Here is a 25,819-nt window from a genome sequence, read left to right on the forward strand (position 1 = left end):
TCAGCTCTGACGCTGCGACAAGGTGGCCAGCAAGTAGAGCCGTAGCATTTCCCGCAGTTCGGCCTGAGCGGCGCGAGCTGCGGTGGCCGATTCCGCCGCTGGGTCGTCGCTGAGCGCTACTGCGCTCTTCATCACTTGTTGAACGACGGTCGCGATGGCTGTCAGCCTCGCCTTGCCGAGCCGTGGGGCGTGCGGTGCAAGGATGGCAGCGAGCTGGACGCGCATGCTCTTGCGAACGTCAAGGACGACACCCTCCGGTACGCCAGGCGTGTCTATCAGGCGGGCGAAGGACGGATGGTTCGCGCGAAAGTCGATCAAGGCGCCGGCGAGTCGAGTGGCGAGTTCTTCCACGCTCCAATCGGGGCTGGCCTCAGCCATGTTCGCGAGTCTCAAGCTCAGGTCAGCGGACTGCTGCGCGACGACTGCCTGGGCGACGGCCTCCTTCGTAGGGAAGAACTGGTAAAGCGAGCCGATGGAGGACTCGGCGGCGGCCGCGATCTGCGTGGTGGTTGCCGCGTCATAGCCCTTGTCCGCGAAAACGCGAGCGGCCGCGCTTAGCAGCACTTCGACGCGAGCGTGGCCGCGCTGCCGCCGGGGCGTTCGCGCCTTTTCCACCTCGCTTGACTTATGTGAGGATTCATTCATAAACTTTGATTCATGAGAGTTTCCTCATGAATTGGATCTCCAATGCTAAATCCCTCTCAAACCGCACTGGTTCTCGTTGACCTGCAGCAGGGCATTCTCGGCTTCGGTCAGGCACCGCACGCGGCTGCGGACGTCGTCCGTCGGGCTGCCGTCATGGCAGATCGATTTCGCGGGCAAGGTGCGTTGGTGGTTCGGATTAAGGTGGGTTGGTCCAACGACTTCGCCGACTTGCTGAAGCAAACCACCGATCAGGCGGCGCCCTTGCCGGTCGGAGGTTTGCCTGCGCATTGGTGGGACGATCCCGCCGAGCTGCCGACGCTGCCCAGCGACGTTGTCATCGTCAAGCGCCAGTGGAATGCGTTTCATGGCACAGAGCTGGACCTGCAGTTGCGCCGCCGTGGCATCTCGACGCTGGTCCTGGGCGGCATCGTCACGCACATTGGTGTGGAGGGGACCGCGCGCGCGGGTTGGGAGCAGGGCTATCAGCTCTACATTGCAGAGGATCTGTGCAGCGCGCCGGTTGTCGGTCCGCATCTCGCGTCCTTTCAGTACGTGATGCCACGTCTGGGGCATGTTCGACCATCGTCCGAGATCGAACTCGGTTAGCGGCCGTGGGCAAGAGGGATGTAGTTGGCGGCGCTGAAGTCGCCGCCGAAATCGGAAGCTGCAGCGTCTAGATCTGGTTTCAAGCTACGACCCCCGTGGTGGCCAGAACGCTCGGGACTTCCTGCAGCTTGGCACTGACGCCGGCTGGAATGGCAGCTTGGTCGTTGACGACTTCAATGGGTACAAGCAGTGCTTCGACGCGGGCGTGACCGAGGTCGGTTGCATGGCCCGCGCCCGACGTCGTACTTGCCCGGTCATGGTGGGCGTTTGGGAATCAAATCCTGTCCGCCCACTGTAGGCGCCCGCCAAACACACCTTGACGGTGTTCTCAGCCCCTCCTCGGTTTTTCCCATCCCCTTTTATAAAAGAGGATGTGAAATGGCTTCTCCAGAGTGCGGCGCGATCTCAGTTTGGCGGGGACCAGCGATGCGGCAGGAGTTCGCTGATCCTGCGCGCCGTCTGCAGCGGTAGGCGCTCCAGTACATCACGGCGATAGGCGCAGAGATCGTGCCGGTTGATGGGAGCCGAGTGCTGCACGCGCATGACGGCCGCAGCCGGCTTGCCCGCGCGCAGACTGCCGGCGAACAGCCAATTCGACCTCCGATCAGCCGTGCGAAGGACGGATGGGCGAACTCCTATCAATAGTGGGGCTTCAATACCGAGAAATTCGTGACAGGGTCGCGATCGACGAAGCTCGGCGAGTCATCTATCGATGTGTTCAGGGGGGCCAGGATTGCGCTAAAAGCTCGTGTTGTACAGCCAATCCACGTAGTGAACATCCGATGCGGTGGAGCACCTGGCAGACACATTCACATCTCCCCAAGTGCTGTAGTCGAAATATTGTGTTCTTGTTGCTCGAGGTGGGATGTCTAGGACCAAACGCCCCCGCGCCAGATGGTCGTTCATGTACTGCTCAAAAAAAACTCGGTACTGTCTGGTGCTTGACGAATTCCGAATGGACACCCTCACTCTCCAGCCTGATGGGGACTGTGAAACAGTCAGCCCGCTTGGCATGCATGCCCATCCTCCGGCGTTGGTAGTGCTGGAGTCTGTCTCTTCAGATGGCACCTTCAATGGCTGTGCTGCGCTTCCGTCGGCAAAGACTCGGTAGCTTTGATCTTTCACGTCTACGACACCAGACGCGTCCCTTGAGACGCTGGTCAGGGTGAGAACGGCCTGCCCAGGCTGCTCAGCTTCCAGACGATACGTTGTGGTGGCCTGCAATTCACTGCTTGCCGAACTTGGGCTGGGTGCCAATTCCCCGCTGGAACCTGCTTGTGCAGTTGCCGGAAGTTCAAGCTGAGAGGCGCTTGCTGTCGTTCCGGATTGCGCGCCCAACGGATGCACCGTGGCGCCTGTGCCGAGCAGCGGCGACATTGATTGCGCCAATGGAAATGCTGTGTCGTCTTGCTTCGGGTCTGAGCTGCCGCCCCCGCCGCAGCCAGCAACCGCAAGCGCGAAAGTGAGAGCCGCGATGCGGGAGGGTTGATGAGCGTACTTCATGGAAATTAACTGAGACTTAAAACGCCTAATCTAAGTCGCGTTGAATCCAATGCACAGTACGAATGTCAGTAGAAACCCCTGAAGGATCTGCGCGGCGCCCAGGTTGTCGGTCCGCATCGCGCGTCGTTCCAGTACGTGATGCCGCGCCTAGGGCATGTTCGGCCATAGTCCTAGATCGAACTCGGTTAGCAGCCGTCGGCAAGAGGATGTAGTTTGGGGGGATTGACGTCGCTGGCGGCGCCGAAAGGTGCAGTCTCTCGACATGGTTCGAGGCTAAGGATCCTCGTAGTTGATGGCGTGCCGATGCGCAACGCTGCATACGTGGACGTCCCTTTGGCATCTCGGGTATCGTGCGGCGGACCTGGTCGTCGCGAGCCCTCATTGCGAGCTGCTATGTATCGTTCGTCCTCCTTTTGCGGAAGCTGGATCTGCACCGCCTTTCTTGCAGCCATCTCGTGCTGTGCTCAAGCGAGCGGCAGCGCCACCGAATTCTTGGCGTTTGTGCACGTCAACGTGGTGAGTCTGGCGAAGGACGGCGTGCAGCCCGATCAGACGGTTCTCGTCCAGAAAGATCGGATCGTTGCGGTCGGGCCGGCGGTTGTCGTTCCGAAAGATGCTCGCGTCATTGACGGGAGGGGACGCGCTTATTTGTCGCCCGGGCTGGCGGACATGCACGTTCATTCCGACACGCGTGCGGACATGGCGGTCTATCTGGCCAACGGCGTGACTTCCGTTCTGAACATGGGCGAGGCGGCGAACGGTTTTGTTGGCCGTACCAAGCCAGCCGCGAATCGGGGCGAGACTCCTTCTCCGCATATATACACCGCGTTTCGCGTGGACGGATCTCCTCGCTATGGCAGCTTCGTCGTCAAGACGCCGGAAGAGGCGCGCTGGGCCATGCGGCTCACGAAGGCCAACGGACATGATTTCATCAAGGTCTACAACGATTTGTCGGCTCCATGCTTCGAAGCTCTGATTGAAGAGTCTAAGAAGCCTGAGGGTCTGCCCGTCATCGGGCACGGCGTCGAACAGATTGGCCTGACTCGCCAGCTCGCGTTGGGCCAATTGATGGTGGCGCACGCCGAAGAGTTTTTCTACACGGTGTTCACGCTTGAGAGCGGGCTCCCACCGACCTGTGCGCCGAATAGCGGTCAAATCAGCCGCGTGGTGCAGATGGTTGCGCAGAGCGGAGCCTTCGTGACGGCGGATCTGCAGACCTACGCGTCGATTGCCGCTCAATGGGGAAAGCGCGGGAGTGTTGAAGCCTTGCTTCGCGCTCCGGAGTCCCGCTACCTGTCACCCCAAGATCGCCTGTCTTGGCTGCGCGAAGACTATGGGGACAAGCAGGGCAGCTTGGCAGACAGGTCGGCTTTCTTGGCGAAGTTCGTCAAGGCGATGAGTGATGGGGGCGTGCCTTTGATCACGGGCACGGACGCGCCGGCCATTCCCGGACTCGTTCCAGGCTTTTCCCTTCACGACAACCTCGCTCGACTCGTGGAAGCCGGCCTCTCGCCTCAACAGGCCATGATTGCGGCGTCGCGCACGCCGGGCGAATTCATCCGGAATGCTCAACCCGCAACCGTGCCCTTCGGTGTGATCGTCGAAGGTGCTCGGGCGGATCTGCTTCTTACAGCAGCAAATCCGCTTGAATCTATCGGCACTTTGAAGGCGCCAGAGGCAGTGGTGGCTGCCGGACGCTACTACGCTCGCGCCGAGCTGGATGCAATGTTGAAAAAGGTCGCTAGCAGCTATCAAGCAGCTGCCGCGAACTGACCAAGGCCCGCGGGCGAGCTCACACACTCGTAGCGCTGCCGGCACCGTGTTCGACCTAGCTCCGTGGCTGCATCGTCTACAACGATCCCTCAAAAGGGAAAGTTGATTTCGACGCCGTTGCCGGCCGGGTCTTGGAAGAAGAACTGATGCTGAAGCGCGCGAGCAGAATGGACCTCGGTGAATTTGACACCGTGTGCTCGCAGCTTGGAGGCCGTGCCCTCAGCATCTGTACCGGAGAAGGCGGTGTGGTCAAAGGTCGTAGGCGCAGCTGGATTCACATGTGTCCGTTGCGGTTCGTTCGGCAACTGCTCTGATAGATGCAGCACTGGCTGATCACCCGCGTAAAGCCAATACCCTGAAGTGCCGAAGTTGGGGCGGAAGCCTTGCTCCAAGCCCAGCACGTCACGGTAGAAGTCGCGCAGCATGATGAGCATGTCTGTAGGCGCTCGAAGGTTGATGTGGTTCAGGCCGGAAATCATGTTTTTTCTGGAGTGCAAGGTTGTGCGCCGGAAGCCATCCGGCCTTGATGAATCGGATGCGCATCGACACTTGGCGACCGCATTGATTGCAGCGAAGACTCGTCAGTGACGAGTCGGATCGGAAGACGCCCTTGCTCGAGGCCTCGCTAGCTTCTACGAGGTTACGCTTGCAGCCTTTGAAAGCCTTCTACGATTCGCCGTAATCGCGCCATGCGAACGGTGGGCGCGTTGGTGAAGCAACTTGCCTGCGCGACACGACTTGAGATGCCTTTTCTAGAGCCATCTCGCTTTGATCTAGCCTTCTGAAAGCGATCTACGTCGACCCGTAGTTGCGGTCTTGCGGCGGACCGACACCATCACGCAACAGCAATGAGTACCGCGTTGCGGTGAACGCTTTCAGGATTCGGAACCGCATGAGCTGCTGCTGATTTTTTATTGTCACTTTGAACGCCGATGAAACGATCAAGCCGTCGGTGGGCGGCTGACGCTCATCGCATGCAGAAAACAGCAGCCTTCGGTGGGAGCGCTATTTCTCCGGCATTGCCGGTGAGGTTTTACCGATTCAATACTGAGAAGCGCCCATGCAAATTCATCCGCTGTCATCAGCAGACTTTGAACGCGTAGCACCTGTTGTTGACGAGTGGTGGGGTGGCCGTCCCGTGCGCCATCTCGTGCATCGATTGTTCTTTGAGCACTTTTCGTCCACCAGCTTCGCGCTGATTGATGCGGGTGAACTCATCGCCTTTCTCATCGGCTTTCGATCCAAGTCTCAACCTCACGTGGCTTACATCCATTTTGTCGGAGTGGCCCCTTCCGCCGCCACCGGCCTGAGGTTCGCGCCGGATGCGAATGCCTGCGCGACATCGACCGGCTTTGGCGCACCCCTGGTGCCGACGAGTGCGATCGAGCCCCCCATCGCCACGGCGGAGTAAGAGCCGGCCAGTCCGGCGCCGATCTCGATGACGTGCTGGGCGCCGACTCCGTCTGTCGCCCGTCGGACCGCGACAGGCCAATCCGGATGCTCGTTGTAGTCGATCACTTCGTCGGCACCGAGTGCACGCAACCGTTTCGCTTTCGCGGCCGAAGAGGTGGTCGCGATGACCTTCGCGCCAAATGCCTTGGCGAATTGGAGGGCGAACAAAGACACGCCTCTCGCCTAGGCATGCATCGGACCCCTGGGGCAGGCGGTGCGAGCTATTTCACCGAGGTGGAACACGCGCCCTGGTTCATCGCTTCAGTCCACTCGGGAAAAGGTTCTGTCGCGGTGACGACGTAGCGATAGCTTTGGGGAAGTACGGGCTGTAGGCCCACCGCGGTGGGAGTCTCCAAACCGGGGGCGAGCGGACCCGTGAAGAGGGCGGCGAAAAGCCGGGCTCCACCCTCGCGCGGCGTCCACAGCGGTGAGGCACCGTAACCGTACGAGGCTGCGCATTTGTGATCGCCTTCCCTGCGGACGTAGGGTGGCGAGAAAGGCAGCCACTGGTGATCGCCGTCGATCGAATGCGCGAACGTGAAGAGGACGTTCCGTCGTCTGGCGTCGGAAGCATCGAGCAACGGCGCGTCCACCAATCGATTCACCTGGTCTGGAGGCAACAGGGCTAGGCGCGACAGGACCAGGGCGTTGCGCATCGGCGCGAATTTCTCGGGGTCCAGCATGCCATTGGCATCCAGGTGCATGTCGGCATCCAGGCGTTTTGACGCCGAGTCGATCACCAGCAGGGCCTTGCGTTGCGTGACCCTCGCGAACTCCTGATCGATGTCCGCCGGCGTGGGTTTCTGGGTGATCAAGGTGACGAGATCGTTCACGTACCTCGCGGCGCCACTCCGATCCAGGAGTTCCTTTTTCGCGGCGTCCGCCATGACTCGCTCGATCTCGCTCTTGAACTTCAGGAAGTGTCGATAGAGAGGCACGTCGTCAGCGATCGCCTCTTCAAGGCGTTCGAGGTCCGCCCTCAGGCTCGCGACGACATCCTTGACCGCGCAAGAGGAGTCGGCGATCGCCGGCGGCACGCCGAGGATCTTCCCGGAATCGCAGGAGGCCCAATGCTGGAGCGGTGGCAATGGGTCCTTGTGGTCCATCGCGTTCCTGATGGCCAGGCCGTTTGCGACGTAGTAGGCGTCCATCGCACTGTCCAGGCCGACCAACCAGTCTTTCAGGAGCGCTTCGGCGCCGTCTTCTCTCGTGAACTCGCCGAGTGTCTTGACGACGGACTTGAGCTGCGCGATCTGCTTGCGCAGATAGTCCCTGAGGTTTGCCAATACGTTAGCAGCCGCGTCAACTGTTTCGGACTTGACGCTGGCCAGGTCGTCGATATCTCGGCGCAACACGTTCGCTTCGTCGAGAAGGTCAGACTTGGATCCGCCTCGGATGGGTGCGTCCAGGATGATCGAAGAGGCGTCAACCTTGGACTCTGTCGCGAGTTCCAGCACGCGGCTCTTGAACGCCCGTACGTCCTCTCGACTTCCTCGCGCCGCTCGGCCTTGTTCTGCCGCGAGCACGTCAGCCGCCTTGAGGTTCCACTCTTTGTCGTTCAGCTCATCTTTGTAGCGGACCAGAGCATCCCTTGATGCTTGACGGAACGATGCAGTTGCTCCTCCGGTGCCGGCGCTCGTTGCGAGCTGCTCGCGAAGGGCGTAGATGGCGCGAAAGTGGGGGGCGCCGTTGGCAGCCCATTGCTTGGAGGCATCAGGGTCTTCGAGCCAGGCGCGGCGAAGCAGCGCGCCGGGAGGCCGCAGGACACCGTCGACGGTGATTTGCGCCGAAGCCCCCGGCATGGGTTGGCCATTCGGCTTGGTCAGCGGGGGCAGCTTGGTGCTGATGTAGCTCTCGATCAGGAAGTGCCGGCGTTCGACGTCGATCTCGTCTGTCAGCAGGTAGACGTCCCCCGAATACTTGTTGACGTAGGTGTGCGCGAAGATGTCGCTCGCCGCATGGACCAGCATCCCGAACGCGAAGGCTCGCTCGGCATCAGTCGATGCGTGTTTGACCAGTTGCATCAGCCATTCGCCGGTGCCCCATCCTCCGTTCTTGCCGCCGGGATGGATGGTCATCTGACCTTCGTAGATACCGGGGAAGGCATCGGGGCCGATGGCTCCGAGGGCGAAGGCCTCCCGGTTCTCCAGGATGGCCTTGCGCAGGCCCGGATCGACGGTCGCCGTCTTGGCGATGCCGCCAATCGAGAAAACGAGCTTGTCGGAGACTTCCAGCTCGTTGATCAACTTCTGCGCGATGAAGACATGGGTGTCGACCTTGAACGCAAGCGCCGAGGTCGAGGCGCACAGGCCCAGGAAAATGGAAGCAGCGAGCCGTCGGACTCGTGGAAGCTTGGACATCGGGACTCCCTGTCGGTTCGTTCTTGCCGACGGTCTCGTCGTGGCGACCGTTCGGTGCTCGACCGGAGCCGACCCGCGGCGGCCGTTCGAGCCTGCACAGGCTACCGACATCCGGCCGCGATGCGACTAGGAGTAAACCTGTGTCGAGCGCGGTACTGGGCGCTTTGCGACCGGTGCGGCCGATCTGCGCGAGCGGGGCCTTCGACGCGGAGCGATGTGGCAGGGGTCAGCGCTGCACTGGCGATGCGATTTTGTCCAGGATCATGTCGCCTGGTCGTTCGCCGGGACGAATTTGCCAGCCCGGCTTCAGATGCAGTGTCCAGGTCGGCGTTGTCGTGATCTCCGGCGCGGACGGTGCCGACACCTGGACGCTGGACCAGCCGTCCCCGATCAGAGCACCACCCCCGACTTCGAGGACACCCCAGTCGTCGCTGATCCGCAGCGTCCCATACACCGTGCCTCGATCCTTCAATGCGAACAGGTCGTTGGGATTGAACTGGATGCTCATGTGAGCGAAGGCTATGCGTAGCACGGGGCCGTCGACGAGCAGCTTTGTCCATCTCTCAGTCGTTGCCGCCCGCTTGTGGGCGGCCTCGGCTTCCTGGCTGCGGATGGCCTTGCCGCCATAGCGGGACTCGACGGCGGTGGTGGACACCTCAAGGCGCGTCGACAGGCTTTCTTTCAAGAGGTTTCCGAGGTCACTGTCGTCAGACAGCCGGCGCCGCCAGTTCGGGGCGAACCGGTCGAGGAGCAGCCCGTAGGCGGGCCCGGAGGCATAGGCGAAGTTGCGCACGTAGGAGTCGCTGGCCTCCGCCTTGGCGAGGGCCGCCGCGGCTAAGCGGGGGGCTGCGGACTTGGCTGCGAGGACGACGCCGGTGTACTGCGCCAGGCCTTCGTTCATCTCCAACTCGTTCTCCTGCTTGGCGGCCTCGGGAGAAAGGGCGCGGCGCGCTTGGCGAAAGCGCAGGGCGTCGATCGCCGCGGCCCGGCTGGCCTCGCGATCTTTGGCAGAGAGGGCAGCACTCAGGGCGCGCCATTCGAGGCGCATGTAGCCCCTGGCTTCTTCGGTTGCCAAGGACGCCACGATGGGCGAGCGCTTTGGTAGGCCGATTTCTTCCTGAATGCGGTGAAACGACTCATGGGTGAGAAGCGCTCGGCGTTCCACGGCGTCTTCCGGCAGCGGCCACATGACCATCGTCCAGTGAACACCGTCCCAGTCGGTCGCGGTGTTGGCGATCGTTTGGGAGTCGGGGATCTGGCCTTCATAGAGGTCGCCCTGTCGGGTCAACGCCCCGGAGGTGGTGTTGCGATCGGCCACCACTCTGCGGGTTTTGGGGTCGACGAAGAGGATGGGACCGCACAAATCGTGCTTCCAGAGTCGCCCGGCGTCCGTGTCGCAGATGGATTGGCGTTCGGCGATCGCCCGTGCGGCATCGGCCACGGTCAGTGGTGCAGCTTGCGTCTCGAACAAGAGGAACGCGGCGAGCGAGGCGATGAATCGTGCAAGGCTTCGGGACATGAGAGGGCTTTGAGTCGACGGCCGCATTCTGTTTCTCGCCGCCGGTGCAATGGCTACGAGCATTCGTAGTTGGAGCGGCGCCGCCGATCGCCATCATGCCTAGACTCGATTCACGATCGGAAAATCATGGGCACAGACGTCCGCTCCAGTAAAGGCTTCGGCGGTTTGGGTATCGACCTTGTGCGCGGCGGGGCGGCTGCGCTGGCGATGAGCTTGACAGTATTTGCCGTGCCAAAGGCGCCCGACGCGTCCGAAGAGTTGGTCGCGCGATCTCAGGCCTTGTTGGATGCGGTAGGAAAAGGAGACAAGCAGACCTGGGACCGCATCCTGGCCGATGACGGTCTGTTCTGCGACGAAGACGGCGTGGTTCGCGGGAAGGCGGAGATGCTCGCGCAGATTCAGCCGCTGCCGGCCAACATGAGTGGCAGCCTCCGCATCGCCAACCCCAAAGTGTCCAGAATGGGCGAAGTTGCGGTGTTGAGCTATGACGCCATGGAGCGGCAGCGGGTATTCGAGCAGCAGATCGAGAGCCGCTATCACACCACCGATACCTATCGCCAGATCTCGGGGCAATGGCGCTTGGTCGCGTCGCACACTTCCGTGCTGCCTGCCGAACCCAAGCCGACCGGCGTTCCGTCGCCGCTGACCGACTTCGTCGGAACCTATCGGCTCGGAGGCGATTCGTCCGTCTCGATCGGTGTTTCTGACCATGCGCTGGTGTCAACGCGAGGTGAACGCAAGGAAGTGCTGGTCTCCCTCGGCGGGGACCATTTCGGGCGGCCCGGGCGCCCGCGGGCCGAGCGGATCTTCATCCGCGACGGCAGCGGCAAGGTGACGTCTTTCGCCGATCGTCGAGACAACGTCGACCTCATCTGGACGAAGTCCAGCTGATCGCCTGCCACGGTGCGTGACGCAGGCCCCGCCCCTGATTTCGGAGATACGGAGATGACCTCTGTCGGTCTGACATCGAGTCGCCGCTTGATACTCGGCGCGCTCGGTGCACCAGCGCTGGGTCTGGTCGGCGCCCCTGCGCTTTCGGCGACCAAGGTCCTGGATGCACATGTGCATCTCTATGACCCCGCATCGCTTTCGCATCCGTGGCTCAGAGATGTCGGGCCTATCAATCACAAGATCGGCGTTGTGGATCACGCCGTCTCGGCACAAGGCGTCGTCGACGGCATCGTGTGTATCGAGGCGGCTCCGGTCATCGAGCGCTCCCTGGCCGAAGTGCGCTGGCTCAGGGAACAGGCGGCCGCTTCGCCGGCCATCCGTGCGATCGTCGCGCAGGCTCGCGTCGAAAGCGGCGCGAGCGTCGAAGCGGAGCTGGAGGCGATGGCTCCCTTCGGTTTGGTCAAGGGAATTCGCCGCATCGTCGGTGCCCCATTCCAGAAGGATCCGTTGTTCGCGAGCCGTCCGGGTTTGATTGAAGGCCTGCGGAGACTCGGCAAGTACGGGTTGTCCTTCGACTTAGCCGGAGTTGGGCCCGAAAACCTGGACCTCGTCATTCGGACGGTTCGCAAGTGTCCCCGAACCCTTTTCGTCCTGGATCATTCGGGGAGGCCTCTGATCGCCAAGGGGCAGCTGGAGCCGTGGCGGCGGCAGATCCGTGAGCTGGCGGCGATGCCAAACGTCTACTGCAAGCTTTCAAACCTCGCGCGCGACGCGGCGACGCCTAATGGCCGTCCTCAGGCGCTCTGGCAGAAATCGAAAGTCGAAGCGATTCAACCGTTCTTCGATGTCGCGGTCGATGCCTTCGGGATCGAGCGACTCATGTTCGGCTCCGACTTTCCCGTCGTCACGCTGAATCCTGGCGAGACGGTCAAATCCTCGGTGGACCTCTGCCGCGCGCTGCTCGCCGGAGCAAGTGATATCCAGAAGGAACGCTTCTTCTCCGGCACGGCCAGAGAGTTCTATCGCATCACGGCGTGAGCGATTGTTGGGGTGACAACCGGCGGGGGGGCTGCTCACCGCTCGCCGGAGCACCGGCTCAATCGCTGGCCGGTCAGCGTGGGCTTCGCGGCCCAGAATGCTCCTTGCTATGCGCGCTCTCAAGACGGTGATAGAGCGTATGGCGGGCGGAATGCTCCACGTCAACCAGAACGTGACGACTATCAAAGCCGCAAGCGATTCCCCAACTACGTGGAGTCGGCGTTGGCAGGAATTGCCAGAGCGCTTAATCTGACGCCATTGTCGATTGTGTCAACGGAGATGAATAAATCGATGCTCAAGCATGTATTGACCGTGGCGATTGTGCTGACATGCTCCTCTGAGGTTTTCGCGTCGCAACGAGAAACGGGATTACGTTTCGGGCTCAGGCCTGCCTCCCAGGGCGCGTCCGTAAATCAAGTGGTTCAGAAGCCGATGCTTGGCAGGAGCACGGGTCTCATACCCTGGTTCTTTCACCCAACTGCTAGTTGAGTCCCGAGCGCTGGTAAACGGTCGCCTCATGGGATTTCGCCCCGGTGGGCGAGCGCGTTGTCGGGCCGTGCGTCACAGACCGGTGTCGACTGACCTGGTCGCGCCGTCCGTTGCGACTGGGCCAACGTGGGTAACCATGCCATATCGGGCTACGTCGCTTGGTAGGGTGGCCAGCCCGTATATGCCTCTATCGTGGGCGCCTGAAATCGGCAAAGGGCGTCCTTAAGGCATGCAGCCCAGTTTCGAGACTGCACGACTTCGTCTGGATCCGAGAACGTTGCAGGACACGGCGTCATGCATGGAGATGGATCGCGACCCGGAGGTGACGCGACACGTCGCCGGCCCATGGTCAAGCCCTTCGGCGCATCGCGCATTGATCGAGAGCAGGACATCGGCGCGATACCCCGTCGGGATGGGCTACTGGACGATCCGCTGGCGCAGCGGTGCTGCTGCGGAATTCCTAGGATGGGTGTTTTTGGTCCCGAGGCCGGCCTTTGGGGACGAGGCTGAGATCGGCTGGCGCCTGGTTCGAAGCGTATGGGGCGCGGGCATCGCCACGGAAGCCGGTAGGCAGGTACTCGATCATGCGACGAGCACCCTACGTTTGCGCGGCGTTGTCGCGGACATAGAGGCTGCGAACAGCAGGTCGATCCGCGTCGCCGAGAAGCTGGGGTTGGCGCGCGGACGCTTGATCGAGGAAGTTGGTCGTTCAAGCTTCGAATATCGGCTCCGCCTTCCGTCCCTAGGCGTCAGGCAGGTTTGACTGCGCCAGCGTACTTCCGATCGCCTGGCGCGCTGACCGCTGTGCAGGCTGTCCTAGGGGACACACCTTAGGCGACTTTTGAGGGAGGCTAAGTTCAGCCTTGCTACGAGGTCTCGTATCCAGCGCGCTCTGCTGACCCTCATACGCTGCCGACCGTGTCAGGACCGCGGAGAAAAGTAGGGCGATGGAATCGGATTTGCAGGTGCGGGCGTTGATGGGTCGGACTGCGCTGATCACAGGCGCCGGGTCCGGAATCGGGCGTCACTTGGCGATTGCTCTTGCGGCGAAGGGAGCTATCGTCACTGTGGCGGGACGGCGACTTGCTGAACTCAAGGAGACAGCGGTCGAAATCGAGCGTTCCGGGGGTGACTGTCATGTGGTGCAAGGCGACGTCACGGATGAAGACAGCGTGCGATCTCTGGTGGCCAAGGCGCAAGGCCCAAGTGGCCGCCTGGATATTGCTATCAACTGCGCTGGGACGGCGCGCCGCGGCAATGTGGATGAGTTCGATCTCCGTTCATTCAAAGAGATCTTCGATACCAATACCTTGGGCGCGTGGCTTTGCATGAAGCACGAGATCCTTGCGATGAAGCCGAGCGGACAAGGAGCCATCATCAACATCGCCTCCAACGTCGGAATTCCACGCGTTCGGCCGGGCACGGGTGCCTACGCTGCTTCGAAGGCTGCGCTGGTGGTGCTGACACGAACAGCGGCATTGGAATCCATAGAGCATGGCATCCGCATCAACAGCATCAGTCCAGGGCCGGTCGACACGGAAATGTCGTTCCGTCCAGGTGAAGACCGTGCAACAAGGGATGCACGAATTGCGAGCATCAATCCATCGGGCCGAGTTGCCAGCCTCGACGAGATTTCGTCTGCGGTCTTGTGGCTTTGCTCCGACAGCGCGGGATATGTAGTGGGACATGATTTGGTCGTGGATGGAGGTGCGTCGCTCTAAGCCAAGGCTTAGATCGCTCTCGCACTGCCTAAGGGCTTGTTGAACCGCGTGTGTCTTGATCCTCGGCTGATCAAGCGATGCCTTACGCCGCTAGTTTCCGCAGTTGTCGCTTCGATAGATGCCTGGCCAGCACCCAACCTGGGTGACACATTGGTCACGCGCCCCAGTCGTTGCCAGATGCTCATCAATGGACCAAATCCTCGGCGCTGGTGACCAGCCCGGTCGAGCGCTACCTGTGCTGATCCTGAAGTGATACCGGGTCTGATCCGAAAGTGAACCGACGAAGGTCCGTCGTGTTTGCAAGGATCCAACCCGTCGGCATCGCGTTCATCGCATGCCGTCCCGCCGCCCCGGTGAAGGGCGCGGCGGTCACCTATCGATCCAACCAACTTCAGCAGAGACACATGACCAACCCCAGTTCCGCCCCCCAAGCGATGCAGACCCTCACGGAGCAGTTCTACAACGCGCTCACCGCACAAATGCACCTCAGCCCGCAGCAGTTCCAGCTGGCGCAAGGCAACGTGGCGTTGAGCGACACGTCGACGGAACTCTGGTCGATGATGGATCTCGTCGGGCGTCAGGACCGCAGCGGGTGGCAATGCGAGGACCACCACGCTGCGCGACGTCGGTTCGTCGTCCGACATCGACACATCGACGACGGAGGATGTTCCCGCCAGACCGATGGTCAATCCACCCGCCATTTCCTCCGGCGAGCGCGGCAGGTTCGACACGAGTGACTCCAGCGGAATCTCGTAGGCCGTTGCCAGATGCCGTGCCGTTCGGTACAGGATCGACTTTCCGGACTCCGCCCGTTTGATGGATGCGATCGAGACACACAGGCGACGGTCGAAGCAGTACTCGGCCAGCGCTTCTTGGCTCAACCCGAGCCGCAATCGATGCGCCGTGAGTCGCTGTGGTGCGAGCGCTATGCGGCCGTCGGCCGGTATTCCTGGCGCCTGGCGCAGCAGCGACTCGTCGACGTGTTCCATCGTGTCCTCCCATGAGACGCCCCTTCATGAGCGTTCTGCATCGCGTAGTGGTGTTGCTGGCATAGGTCCCGACCGTCGCGAGCCCTTGCGTATGTCATGGACAGAATGAGTTGAAAAATCCCAGGCCAGCCTAGGCAATTACACATCAACTGAAGGATTAGCTATAAAGCGCCTTTTAGCTTCTGTCAGATGCTCAGTCCCAGTCCCAGTCCCAGTCCCAGTCCCAGTCCCAGTCCCAGTCCCAGTCCCAGTCCCGATCACCGCTCCGCTTGGCGGCTGCTTCGGGTCGATGACCGAGTCGGTGTGGACTCTTGGCAGCAGCGACGGGTCATTCCCTGGTTGTTCCTCTCGAAGCCTGTGGTGCGGGAGCGCTGGGCAGCGCCAACCAGGCCGGCGCGGCTAGCGGACGGAATCGCTTCTCTTGGGCGGGGCATCGCGATTGATTTCGCGCTGCGCGGATCAAATAGCAGCTGCCGTAATTGCCGCGACAACAGGTAGTCATCGAATCCTCGGAGGTCGTTGGCCGGCTCGCTGTCGACGAATCGCTTGATCGATTGATGTCCTAACCTTTATGTCGCGCAATGTCGCGTACGAGCAATCGTAGTTGTCCAGGCGCTTGGCGAGGGCACCATCTGCGCCTTCACGACGAAGGCCGTCTTCTTCCAGGAAGAGCCCTTCGTGTCGCACGCATTTGCCGTATTGCGTGGGGCTTATCTACATCCTTCTTTTGGATCAGCGATGCACAAACAAACCAAGATTGCCGTGGCCGCCCTGATGACTCTTGGCGGTATCGGCGCCTGGGCCCAACAGGCCGAGACGCAACAGATCGAGCGCGTGACCGTCACCGGTTCGGCGATCAAACGGATCGATGCAGAAACGGCAGTTCCGGTCACCGTCGTGAAGATGGCAGATCTGCGCAACGCAGGCGTAACGTCGGTCGAACAGATCATGGCCAATCTCACCGGCGTCCAGTCGACGGTCAATTCCACCCAGGCTGTGGGAGCTGGAACCGGAGGTGCATCGTTTGCGGACTTGCGTGGCATTGGCAAGGATAAAACGCTGGTGCTGCTCAACGGCGAGCGCATCGCCAACAACGCGGTCGATGGATCTGCGCCCGACCTCAACATGATTCCCTTTGCGGCCATCGACCGTATTGAGGTGCTGCGCGATGGAGCCTCAGCTCTGTACGGCACAGACGCCATCGGCGGTGTGATCAACTTCATCACGAAGAAAAGTTACAACGGTGGAACTCTCACGCTGGGGTATGACTCGCCCCAGCATGCCGGCGGCAAGGGCAAGAGTGGAAGCATCGGCCTGGGCTTCGGAGATCTTGCGAACCAGGGCTTCAATTTGCTCGGATTTCTCAGCGTCAAGAAAGAGGACGCGATCGCCGGCGATCAACGCGATTTCAACAAGCGTATCGTGGGTGGCACGTCCGTCAATACCGATCCTGCGAACTACAGTCAGGGTGGGCTGTTCTACAACCCTGCCGCTCCGGCCTGCGATGGAGTCGCGCTGATTCCAGTAGCGGGTGGCACGCAGTGCAAGATCGTCACACCGAACTTCGTCGACTTCGCGCCGAAGTCGGAGACTGCTTCCGGTTTGCTCAAGGGCACGCTCCGCGTCAACGATGCGCTGGAGCTGAGTGCTGAAGCATTCTTGAGCCGCAACCGCGTCTCGACTCACGTTGCACCCGTACCCTATGGCGGCTTTGTCATGAACCCGATCATGCCCAACGGCCAGCCCAATCCTTATTTCCCAACGGCTCACGTCGATCCGAACTTTGATGATGGCACTGCGGGGAATACAGCTTTCCAGCCGTCCGCCGCTTTTCCGAACCCGGTAAACGTGCAGCGCGGATTCGTCTCTCTCAACTGGCGCGACTTTGCTAGCGGATTGCGTGGCACACAGAACGAAAACAAGCAGAGTCGCATCGTTTTGTCGGCGGAAGGGAATGCGGCAAACTGGGACTATTCGTTCAAGGCCTCGTTCAACAAGAACACGGTGGACCAGAACCTGGTGAGCGGTTATGCCGACGGCGACATGATCGGCGAAGGACTGCTTGAAGGCGTCATCAACCCTTTTGGCGCACAGAGTGACGCAGGAAAGGCATTGATCGCGAAAGCGGCGCTCAAAGGTACGCTGATGTCATCCACTGGCAAGGTCGAGATCTACAAGGGCACGGCCAGTCGAGAAATCGGCGATTGGTTTGGCGTGGGTCGGCCCGCACAGGTGGCCGTCGGTGGTGAGTTCCGACGGGAGAATTACGACTCCCATCCCATCAAGGAGTTCGCCCAGCTGGTGACTTCGTCGACGGGGGTTGATCCCGACAGTACCGCCAAGGGCACGCGCAAGGTCGGCGCCCTGTACGCGGAAGTGAACGTGCCTGTTCACAAGACTCTGGACCTTACCGGATCGCTGCGGTACGACAAGTACAGCGACTTCGGTGACAGCACCAACCCCAAGCTGTCGTTCCGTTTCCAGCCGAGCAAGGCGATGCTGTTGCGTGGATCGGCGTCGACCGGCTTTCGCGCGCCGACCCTGTTCGAACTTTACAGTTCGACGTCGTTCACCAACACGGGCGGCAATTTCGACAATCCGATCAATTGTCCGAATGGCACGCCAATTCCTGGCGCCTCCGCGGCTAATTGCCAAAATCAATTTCAGGTTAAAAACGGCGGCAACGTCAACTTGAAGCCAGAGAAGGCCAAGAACTACACCCTCGGAGCGGTCTTCGAGCCCATGCCTGACACGAGCGTCGGCATCGACCTGTGGGCGATCAAGAACACCAACACGATCTCTGTGTTGCCGCAATCGACGATGTTCCAGAACTATCAGCAGTTCAAGCAGTACTTCTACTTTGCTCAGCCCGGAAACTTGCTGTCCATCAACAGCGATTGCCCAGGGCCGAAGTGTGGTTACGTGGAGCAGCTGAACCAGAACCTGGGCGGCACGAACACCAACGGCGTGGACCTGAGCGCGCAATATCGTGTGCGCTCGACGGTTGGCCAGTTCGACTTCTCTCTCAATACCACGTTCGTGAACAAATACGAGTACCAGGACTATTCGACAGGCCCCTGGAACCAGAGCGTGGGCCGCTATGTCGGCGTCGGTCCAATCTTCAAGTGGCAGCACAACCTGACAGCGAATTGGGCATATAGCAGCTTTGCTCTTGGCACAGCGGTGCATTACAAGTCGGGTTATGAGGACTTCAACCCGGCGACGAACCATGTATCGGCGTTTACGACGACTGACCTGTACGGCAGCTGGTCGCCAACCAAGGGCTCTTCCCTGGTTCTTGGAGTTCGCAATCTGTTCGACCGCGATCCCCCCTTCTCGAATCAAACCACGCAATTCCAAAGCGGTGGTTGGGATTCTCGATTCTTCAGCGCGACGGGACGCGTCTATTACGTTAGAGGGACTGCTTCTTTCTGAGGAAGTCATGTCGCACGGTCGGCCATTCGCGGCTCGGTCGCGCGTGCGCCGACACGTATTACCGGAGGCGGTTCCCGTTAATGCAAGTCTTGCAGGATAGGTAAAGTGGTTTTGGTTGGCGCTAGCGTTAGTCTTTCGGAAATTTTGTTGGAACCAGGGACGCAGGAGAAGCCGCGAGAAGGCATTCTTGATCACGGTTTTCAAAGAAGCAGTCATGGCCAACGGCTGGCGGCCAGGTTTACCGAGACGCGGGAAGAAGCACGTGTCATGGCAAGAGGGATCGCGTCGACGAGAGGTGTCAGCTGAACCCGCTTTGAACCTCTCTCCGCTTGTACGACCGGTTCCAGACCTCCCTGGTGTTCGGCGTTAGCGATCTGTTCGACCGCGATCCGCCGTCCAACAGCCAGACCGACCGACCTCTTCCAAGCCGATGGCTGGGATTCGCGCTTCGCCACCGAATCGGGCCGCATCTACTACGTTCGAGCAACGCCCTCCTTCTGAGACGGATATTTCAGGGCATCAGCTGGCCGCGCCTATGTCGACTCGCACGGCTCTAAGGTTCGCGAGAATTATTCGTACCTTGCGAACACGCCCAGACGCGTGTGCGCTCTGGCGAGTAGCGTGACTACCGCGGGTCTTCGACATACAAATCAAGTTTGACTGCTTCTGGATCTCTGGTATGACATCTTCGCCTTCGCTACGGCCTTATGTGGAGACGGATTGGGAAGACTTCCTCGCGTTGGATCTGGAGACCTCGCGCAACGCGCTGCGCGGCGCCTCCGAGGAGGTCCGGGATCGTTTCGTCGCACGTTGGCCAGAATTTCTTCGCTCCCGCTATGGCTGGACCGCCGCGGGGCCTTCCCTGCACGCGAGTCTTCTGCAGATCTGTGAGGTCGATGGTCGGTTCGCGGGACATCTCTGGCTGACCGAACAGACCGACTTCTTCACAGAGGAGCGGGAGCTTTTCATCACGGCAATCGCGGTCGTTCCCCAGTGTCGTGGCCGTGGTCTCGGCAGGTTCCTGATGGAGTCCGCGTTGGCTGAGGCGCGGCGACGCGGGCTCGCCCGTGTCGGGCTGGGCGTCGATGCGTCGAACGGCACTGCAATTGAACTTTATGAAAGCATGGGATTCACGATCAAGCGACTGTCGATGGAGGCTGTCACGACCGTGCATCCGCCAAGCGCGGGACTCACTACAGAAGACAGGTAGTGGCGCGGCAGGCTCGGCGGATCGGGCCGCCTGCGCCTTCACCCGCATATCGATGATCTAGGCGTTGCTAAGCCTTTCGGACTTTGGCGGGTTGCTTACCCCCGCAGCTGCTGGCGCACCTTGTCCAGATCGCGCTGTACCGCTGCGGTTGTCAACCCATCGGTTTGGAACCCCATCGTCGCGAGGGCTGGCTCGTTGAACACGCTGACGGCTTTGGTCAGCACTGCTTCAGCTTGCTCGAGGTCGGCGATGCGTGACCGCCCAGTCTTGAGCTGTGCCCTCTGGCTGTAGGCAAGCCCCAATGAATACAGTATCTGCGCGTAGCCCCACCGGGTGCCTGCACTGGTATGTGCAGTTTCAGGCAGCTCGAGGTAGATGCCTTGAGCGCGCTCCAAGGCATCGATGGCAGGACGCGCTTGATGGCTCTCTGTCAGTGCAGACCCCAGCTCCTGCAGGACGTCGAGAAGCCCAACCCGTGAGGCTACGTCCGTGGCGTCGCTGTTTGTTCGCGATTCCCAGTAAGCGATGGATCTCTGGAACTTTGCAACCGCCTCCGGTGTACGCCCCAACCTTTGGAGGGCTCGACCCTCGCCCACTGCCATGTTGGCGGCAAGCCTGGCCAGGTTGCAGGTGAGTGGGGCGTCTGGTGTCAGGAGGTTTTCGGCGATCGCGAGACCTTCGCCATATCGGGCCAATGATGACTCTGCGTGCTGTGCGTCGTTGAAGTTGATGAGGTCGAACCAACCGAGGGAGCCGATGGCCCAGACCAATGCACTGCCGGCAGCGAGGCTGCGCGGGGCGGCCGCGAGTGCTTGTCTTGCCAATCGCTCGGAATGCGTCAGATCTGCCAGAAATGGCTCACTGCGTGCAAGCGCCGATTGCACTCTCGCGCGCATGCCATAGGTGCGGGCGAGAAGGAGCAAGTTTTCAGCGCGATCCATCCCTTCGGCCTGAGCGACGACTGCCTCGTCAACTGCCGCTGAAGCGGCCGCCAACGCTTCGGAATACTGGCCCAGCAGCATGAGCATTTCTGCTTTGGATCTGTGCAGCTCAGCCAGTTCACTCAGCGCGCCCAGACGCGTCAAATCGTTTCCGAGCAGGTCGAACGCGATCGAGATGGCTTGCTCGTAGTGGCGCAAGGCGTTGGCGTGCTCGCCGATATTGGGCATGCTCGATCCGCCCAGAATGTCACCGACGCGCCGATAGCTGCGCACGCTGTCAAGTTGGGCGACGGGGTCGCTAATGGCTTGCTCTCGTACTTTCTCTAGGTAGGCGAGGGCGTTCTGCACGATGAGACGCCGCGCCTGTGTAGTGCCGGGCTCTCGCGCCAGCGCATCACTCACATCAAACATCAAAGTGCTGGCGAGCTTGCGCAGATCGGTCGCGTTCTGAGTCGCACGATCTCTCTGGTTGCGAATCTCAACATTTTGCCAACCAGCGATCAGGATGCCCGCGATCAGCAAGACGTTTACAGCACCGATGGCAATGACTGTTGTTCGATGGCGAAGCACCCAGCGAGAGAACTTGTAGCTGGCCGCACCGCGTCGGGCGAGGACCGGGAAGCCCTCGATATGGCGAAAAAGGTCGTCAGCTAGCGCGTCGGCACCCGTGAACCGCCGATTCGGCTCCTTGCGCAGAGCCATCAGAACAATCGCATCCATGTCACCACGGAGCCGTTGCCGTTTGGCGTAGCCGTCTGCGGTCGCGATTGCCGCGCTTGGCCGCGTGGGCTCGACTTCGCAGATGGCTTGTGTAAGCGCGAAGCTGCTGGCAAGCGCGGGAGCGTATGGGCTTACGCCCGTCAGGAGTCGGTACAGCACGACGCCCAGTGAATAAACATCGCTGGCTGGACCCAGCGGCTCGCCGCGCAGATGCTCAGGACTTGCGTACTCCGGTGTGAGCGCGCGCTGGTCGACTGCTGTGCCGGCCAGATCCTCGCTTGAATTTTCGAGTCGTTTGGCAATCCCGAAATCAACCAACTTCACCACGCCGCCCGAGGTGACGAGGATGTTTTGCGGCTTGATGTCGCGATGAATAACACCTTGGCTGTGGGCGTAGTGGACAACATGGCAGACCGTGCGCATCAGTGCCAGGCGCCCGCGCATCGATATCTTCTTCTGATCGCAGTAGATGTCGATCGGCAGTCCGTCGACCAGCTCCATGACAAAGTAGGGATCACCTGATGCGCTGAGACCTGCATCGATGAGCCGCGAAAGGTTGGGGTGCTCCAGCGTGGCGAGAATGCGCCGCTCTCGGTCGAATCGCTCGATCAGCAGTGCGCGGTTGGGTCCGTCCCGAACCACTTTGATGGCGACGCGTTGCTCGTACTGTCCGTCATCGCGCACACCCTCATAGACCTCGCCCATCCCGCCTCGCGCGATCAATCGCGTGACTCGGTACGCGCCCACGCGTTGGCCTATCCGCGAATCATCGCGCCTCTCCAGACCGTGCAGGAAGTTCGTGACCAGCGGAGACGCTTCGAAAGAAGCGGGCCGATCGGCGAGGTCGAGCAAGGTCTTCAGCTCTTGCTGCAGCTCCTTGTCGTCCTTGGTGCAGGAGTCGACAAAAGCCGCTCGATCAGCAGCTGAAAGCGCCATGCCGTCGGCGAGCAGTGACTTCAGCAACTGCCATCGGCGGACGTCTTCTCCTGGCGAGGCAATGGCCATAACGTGCAGGGCGAGTGATTGGCGGCGTATCCGTTCGCGGCCAGTTGCTCACTTCATCGGTCGCCCTTAAGGGCCGCGTCAATTGGCCGATGGCCGAGTCTTCCTGCATCCGTGCGATAGGCCATGATGTCCCTGCTGATATCTTATGAAGAGTGACTCGATTCTGTTTTGCCTTTGCTGATGGAGGCGATACGAAGGTTCGTAGTTGTGGTGCCGCTATGCCCCGCGCGAGCCAAGGTGCTCCGTGTGAGTGCGTTGCTGAGGTCGCAGGTCTTGCGATCCAGGATCTTCTTGTGGCCGTTGACTCCGACTCGCGCTACGTCGGATGGTTGACCCCCTCTACCTTCGTCGCTGGGGACGTTGCTGAATCACTTCAGAAGTCAACCGCACTGCGCGTTGTCGCACGTTGGTATCACGGCGTGTCGGTGGCCGCAGGGGCGGCTGGGGCAATTTCCATCGCCCCTTCCCAGGCGCGAGATCGGGTGTCCAACGTCGCTGGGGAACAGTCTCGCGGCGCGAACTGCGTTCGCGCATGACTAGGTTTGGCTACCTATGAACGGGGCGAATACGAGGACTCGTAGTTTGCGATTTGCCGACTCTGGCGACCATTCACGTGGTCTCCATTGAGCCATTAACCTTCAACCAGCCAATCTATCGTGCGAAATTTGGTTTCTCGAATCGCTTCAGCTGTCCTCGTCTGCAGCAGTCTGCCTGCTCTTGCCGACGAGGCGTCCATCCGAAAGTCCATTGCGGAGCGAATGCCGGATGCGCCGAAGATCGATGAAGTGCGCCCATCGCCCGTCCCAGGGATCTGGGAGATCCGCCTCGGCAACGAGATTCGCTATACGGATTCGACTGGAACCTTCCTGTTCGAGGGTGAGATCTTCGACCTGAAGGCAAGGAAGAACCTGACTGGAGACCGCATCGCGCAACTCAGCCGCATCGATTTTGCAAGTCTGCCGTTCAAGGATGCGGTCGTTTGGAAGAATGGCAATGGCAAGCGTCGCATCGCGGTGTTCGCTGATCCCAATTGTGGGTTTTGCAAGCTTTTTGAGAAGGGGCTGCAGGAGATCAACGACGTGACCGTATACACCTTCGTCATTCCCATCCTTGCTAATGACTCGCGAGAGAAGGCGCGTGCAATCTGGTGTGCAAAGGACAATGCCAACGCATGGAGAGGCTGGATGCTCAAGGGCGTGTTGCCGGTCACGCCGGCGGCGTCTTGCGATGCTGCGGCGATTGATAGGAATCTCGCGTTGTCCCGAAGCAGCCGCGTAAATGCCACGCCTGCGATTTTTCTAGAAGACGGCAGCCGTATTGCTGGCGCAGTCAGTCCAGCGGAATTGGAGAAGCGCTTGAAAGTTTTGGTGTCGAGTTCGTCGACTACACCGCCGACTCAGGACAGTCGCATGTTAAGCATCATGTAAATTGCCAAGGCACCACCTATTTGGTATTGAGCGCGACGATCGAGGGAGGGCCTGAGTCAAGTCGTCGAGCAGGGACTTCCAGCCCGAGACATCTGCGTGAATGGGCTTCGTGCCCGCATTTGAGCGTGCGTCGCGAAGTGCATCGACGGCGTGCGCCGCCAGGACGGCGATCCGGCCTGCATAGCCAACGGTGTGCAGCTCCGCGACTAGGCTCGGGCCCGACCCTTCGTCGGGCGCCAGGTCCGCCAGCGCGACGTCAGGGCGTGTCCATTTGATGAGCGTGAGGGCGCGACGCCGGTTGGCCGATTCGCCGACGATGCGAATACCGTCCATGGCCTCGAGACGGCGCACGAGCTGCCGGCGGAGAGCGGCCGAGCGCTCTACGACGAATATGTCCATGGGCTCCATGTTCCGTCGTATGGCGGCTCAGTGATGGCCGGAATCACGGCGGACGCTCCCGCGAAATCGACGCGATGGTCCGTCAATTGGTCCCCGATGCTGACCTCGTACGCGGCAGCAGCCCCGTCTCGCCGCGAGTCGGCAGCAAACCGTTGTACCGTTGCGTTAGACGGCCTACCGACTTTGCTCGAGGTTGGGAGTGCATCGGGTAATCGCCGCCTACTTGATCGTTGGACAGGTCCTCGTGAACGCAGTTGCGAAATTCGTCGCCGGTCACCGTGTCGCTCCAGCGTTCAGCGGGTTGACCGTTCGCTTACTTTCAAGCGCTTTGAAGTGGAGGATTTCTCTATCGACGGCCATGGGCCGTGAGCTTCATGGCGTTCAGGTCGATCGTGTAGCCACCGACTTTTGCCAGGACGTCCTGACCGATGGCTCCAAACGGTTTTTCGTCTGCGGGCTCGGATGGAGCTTCCACATCAATCGGTTTGAGCCGGATCGTCTTGCCTTCTAGAGTCACATTCGCTCGCTCGAGGATGAGTGACTTTTGTTCTTTTGCACCACCTGCGCCGGCAACATGGACGGTTTGAGATTTGAGCGACTTGACGGCCTCGGGATAGAGCTGGGCGAAGCGCGCTGTGAGGCTCGTTTGCGCAGCACCCGTGTCCAAGTGGAGCGCCAGTGGGATGCCGTTGATGCTGGTGGAGACGAAGAGATCATTGCCTCCGGCTACCAGATTGCTAGGCCCGGGCGGGCTGGCCCGCATTGGAGCTTCAACGGTGAAGCTGTCATCTGCACCGAAGGTGAAGCGCTTCAGCTCCATGAAGACAGGGAAGCCGATGATGGCCGCGAGTTGGTAGCCGCCATTGACCGGAAGTTTGAGCTGGTCGTCGTCCATCACCAGGAAGGCCACGTTCTGAAAGACAACGCCGCCGATTTCCAGGCGATCGGCGATGCCCAGCCGTACCTGGACTGCCTGCTGGCTGGCGCTGCCTACGCTGCCACTCGCATCCAACATGCGCAGGCCGATCCTGGTGGCTTGCAGCTGCGTGATCACCGACAGGTTGGCGCCAGTATCCAGAACCGCTTTGACAGGGATGGAATTGATGACGATGGGTGCTTGAGGCAGCCCCGCCACCTCCCGCGATGTCCAAACCTTCTTTGGATTTCGAGTGATGATGCTTTGACGGGGCACCATCTTCAGCGCGTTCGCGATGCTTGCGGTCTGGGCGACACCCGCTGCAGCGTGAATGCGATCCGTCCCCGTTGGAAGGGCAAGCCATTCGCCAGCGGCCTGGGCGGCTTGTGCATAGTCAGCGTGAGCAAAAGCCGAGTCCATTTCAACAACGAGCGCTTGCGCGCGGAGTGTCGGTGGGTTGTCCTGCGATTGCTGGAACGTGCTCAGCTCTTGAAGGACTGCAGCGTGGTCGAGGCGGCCCGCGGCCAGTCGCGCTTTCGCGAGCGCGGCCATGGCGGGGTCACTGCTTTCCTTGAGAGCGGCTTGCAATGGAGCGGTCTGGCCTTTTTCAGCAAGCGCCAATGCCTGCTCGAACGTCCAGAACTCCGCCTCCCGTAGCGGGGCGGCTTGAACGCTTGCGGCCCATGCCAGCAGAGCCGATGCGGTGCAGCGCGCGAGTCGAGACCACGTTGTCATGTACTTGGCAGAAGTTTCGGTATGCACGCTGGATTCCCTCAATTT

18 protein-coding genes and 2 pseudogenes are annotated in these 25,819 nt (G+C 60.8%); 10 read left to right on the plus strand and 10 right to left on the minus strand.

What is annotated here, in order from left to right:
- Nucleotides 1-645, minus strand: coding sequence for a TetR family transcriptional regulator (locus ACS5PN_RS27240; RefSeq protein WP_439467176.1), 645 nt, complete (start codon nucleotides 643-645; stop codon nucleotides 1-3).
- A 42-nt stretch (nucleotides 646-687) separates the two neighbouring features.
- Here ACS5PN_RS27240 and ACS5PN_RS27245 point away from each other — a divergent pair, with 42 nt between their 5' ends.
- Nucleotides 688-1,251 (plus strand): hydrolase, encoded by a 564-nt coding sequence (locus ACS5PN_RS27245; RefSeq protein ID WP_439467177.1) that lies wholly within the window; start codon nucleotides 688-690, stop codon nucleotides 1,249-1,251.
- A gap of 91 nt (nucleotides 1,252-1,342) precedes the next feature.
- A pseudogene (locus ACS5PN_RS27250) lies at nucleotides 1,343-1,495 on the plus strand (IS66 family transposase); the annotation flags it as partial.
- A gap of 161 nt (nucleotides 1,496-1,656) precedes the next feature.
- On the opposite strand, the pseudogene ACS5PN_RS27255 reads toward ACS5PN_RS27250, so the two are convergent.
- Nucleotides 1,657-1,851: pseudogene (locus tag ACS5PN_RS27255) on the minus strand (transposase domain-containing protein); the annotation flags it as partial.
- Nucleotides 1,852-3,147: 1,296 nt separating this feature from the next.
- Between ACS5PN_RS27255 and ACS5PN_RS27260 the strand changes: the two are divergent.
- Nucleotides 3,148-4,527 (plus strand): amidohydrolase family protein, encoded by a 1,380-nt coding sequence (locus ACS5PN_RS27260; protein WP_439467178.1) that lies wholly within the window; start codon nucleotides 3,148-3,150, stop codon nucleotides 4,525-4,527.
- Between the two features lie 89 nt (nucleotides 4,528-4,616).
- Here the strand turns inward: ACS5PN_RS27260 and ACS5PN_RS27265 are convergent, their stop codons facing one another.
- From ACS5PN_RS27265 to ACS5PN_RS27280, 4 genes are all read right to left on the minus strand, one after another.
- Nucleotides 4,617-5,006, minus strand: a complete 390-nt coding sequence (locus tag ACS5PN_RS27265; protein ID WP_439467179.1) for a VOC family protein — start codon at nucleotides 5,004-5,006, stop codon at nucleotides 4,617-4,619.
- Between the two features lie 784 nt (nucleotides 5,007-5,790).
- Complete coding sequence (locus ACS5PN_RS27270; RefSeq protein ID WP_439467180.1) at nucleotides 5,791-6,153, minus strand: zinc-binding dehydrogenase; 363 nt, start codon at nucleotides 6,151-6,153, stop codon at nucleotides 5,791-5,793.
- A 47-nt stretch (nucleotides 6,154-6,200) separates the two neighbouring features.
- On the minus strand, nucleotides 6,201-8,339 hold the full coding sequence (locus ACS5PN_RS27275) for a zinc dependent phospholipase C family protein (protein ID WP_439467181.1): 2,139 nt from the start codon (nucleotides 8,337-8,339) through the stop codon (nucleotides 6,201-6,203).
- Between the two features lie 226 nt (nucleotides 8,340-8,565).
- Nucleotides 8,566-9,858 (minus strand): hypothetical protein, encoded by a 1,293-nt coding sequence (locus ACS5PN_RS27280; protein ID WP_439467182.1) that lies wholly within the window; start codon nucleotides 9,856-9,858, stop codon nucleotides 8,566-8,568.
- A 126-nt stretch (nucleotides 9,859-9,984) separates the two neighbouring features.
- Between ACS5PN_RS27280 and ACS5PN_RS27285 the strand changes: the two genes are divergently transcribed.
- The 4 genes from ACS5PN_RS27285 to ACS5PN_RS27300 all read left to right on the plus strand — a co-directional run bounded on the left by ACS5PN_RS27285 (nucleotide 9,985) and on the right by ACS5PN_RS27300 (nucleotide 13,997).
- Complete coding sequence (locus ACS5PN_RS27285) at nucleotides 9,985-10,749, plus strand: nuclear transport factor 2 family protein (protein WP_439467183.1); 765 nt, start codon at nucleotides 9,985-9,987, stop codon at nucleotides 10,747-10,749.
- A gap of 54 nt (nucleotides 10,750-10,803) precedes the next feature.
- The gene (locus tag ACS5PN_RS27290; protein ID WP_439467184.1) at nucleotides 10,804-11,787 is read left to right on the plus strand and encodes an amidohydrolase family protein; all 984 of its coding nucleotides are present in this window, start codon (nucleotides 10,804-10,806) and stop codon (nucleotides 11,785-11,787) included.
- 718 nt (nucleotides 11,788-12,505) lie between these two features.
- A complete protein-coding gene (locus ACS5PN_RS27295) occupies nucleotides 12,506-13,039 on the plus strand; it encodes a GNAT family N-acetyltransferase (RefSeq protein ID WP_439467185.1) in 534 nt (177 codons plus the stop codon).
- 184 nt (nucleotides 13,040-13,223) lie between these two features.
- Nucleotides 13,224-13,997, plus strand: coding sequence for an SDR family NAD(P)-dependent oxidoreductase (locus ACS5PN_RS27300; RefSeq protein WP_439467186.1), 774 nt, complete (start codon nucleotides 13,224-13,226; stop codon nucleotides 13,995-13,997).
- A gap of 8 nt (nucleotides 13,998-14,005) precedes the next feature.
- Here ACS5PN_RS27300 and ACS5PN_RS27305 read toward each other — a convergent pair whose 3' ends face one another.
- Nucleotides 14,006-14,986, minus strand: a complete 981-nt coding sequence (locus tag ACS5PN_RS27305; RefSeq protein ID WP_439467187.1) for a helix-turn-helix domain-containing protein — start codon at nucleotides 14,984-14,986, stop codon at nucleotides 14,006-14,008.
- A 738-nt stretch (nucleotides 14,987-15,724) separates the two neighbouring features.
- Between ACS5PN_RS27305 and ACS5PN_RS27310 the strand changes: the two genes are divergently transcribed.
- Nucleotides 15,725-18,421: a TonB-dependent receptor gene (locus tag ACS5PN_RS27310; protein WP_439467188.1), complete on the plus strand. Its 2,697-nt coding sequence runs from the start codon at nucleotides 15,725-15,727 to the stop codon at nucleotides 18,419-18,421.
- 679 nt (nucleotides 18,422-19,100) lie between these two features.
- Nucleotides 19,101-19,631, plus strand: coding sequence for a GNAT family N-acetyltransferase (locus ACS5PN_RS27315; protein ID WP_439467189.1), 531 nt, complete (start codon nucleotides 19,101-19,103; stop codon nucleotides 19,629-19,631).
- Nucleotides 19,632-19,726: 95 nt separating this feature from the next.
- Here the strand turns inward: ACS5PN_RS27315 and ACS5PN_RS27320 are convergent, their stop codons facing one another.
- The gene (locus ACS5PN_RS27320; protein ID WP_439467190.1) at nucleotides 19,727-22,297 is read right to left on the minus strand and encodes a protein kinase domain-containing protein; all 2,571 of its coding nucleotides are present in this window, start codon (nucleotides 22,295-22,297) and stop codon (nucleotides 19,727-19,729) included.
- A gap of 656 nt (nucleotides 22,298-22,953) precedes the next feature.
- On the opposite strand from ACS5PN_RS27320, the gene ACS5PN_RS27325 reads away from it, so the two are divergent.
- The gene (locus ACS5PN_RS27325; RefSeq protein ID WP_439467191.1) at nucleotides 22,954-23,724 is read left to right on the plus strand and encodes a DsbC family protein; all 771 of its coding nucleotides are present in this window, start codon (nucleotides 22,954-22,956) and stop codon (nucleotides 23,722-23,724) included.
- On the opposite strand, the gene ACS5PN_RS27330 is transcribed toward ACS5PN_RS27325, so the two are convergent.
- Nucleotides 23,710-24,123 carry a response regulator transcription factor gene (locus ACS5PN_RS27330; protein WP_439467192.1) on the minus strand — a complete coding sequence of 138 codons (414 nt, stop codon included), beginning with the start codon at nucleotides 24,121-24,123 and terminating at the stop codon, nucleotides 23,710-23,712. The two genes, ACS5PN_RS27325 and ACS5PN_RS27330, sit on opposite strands and share 15 nt — an antisense overlap.
- Nucleotides 24,124-24,469: 346 nt before the next feature.
- Nucleotides 24,470-25,801, minus strand: coding sequence for an aspartyl protease family protein (locus ACS5PN_RS27335; RefSeq protein WP_439467193.1), 1,332 nt, complete (start codon nucleotides 25,799-25,801; stop codon nucleotides 24,470-24,472).
- Nucleotides 25,802-25,819 lie beyond the last annotated feature (18 nt).

It is taken from the genome of Roseateles sp. NT4 (genome assembly GCF_051857475.1).
GTDB lineage: Bacteria > Pseudomonadota > Gammaproteobacteria > Burkholderiales > Burkholderiaceae_C > Pelomonas.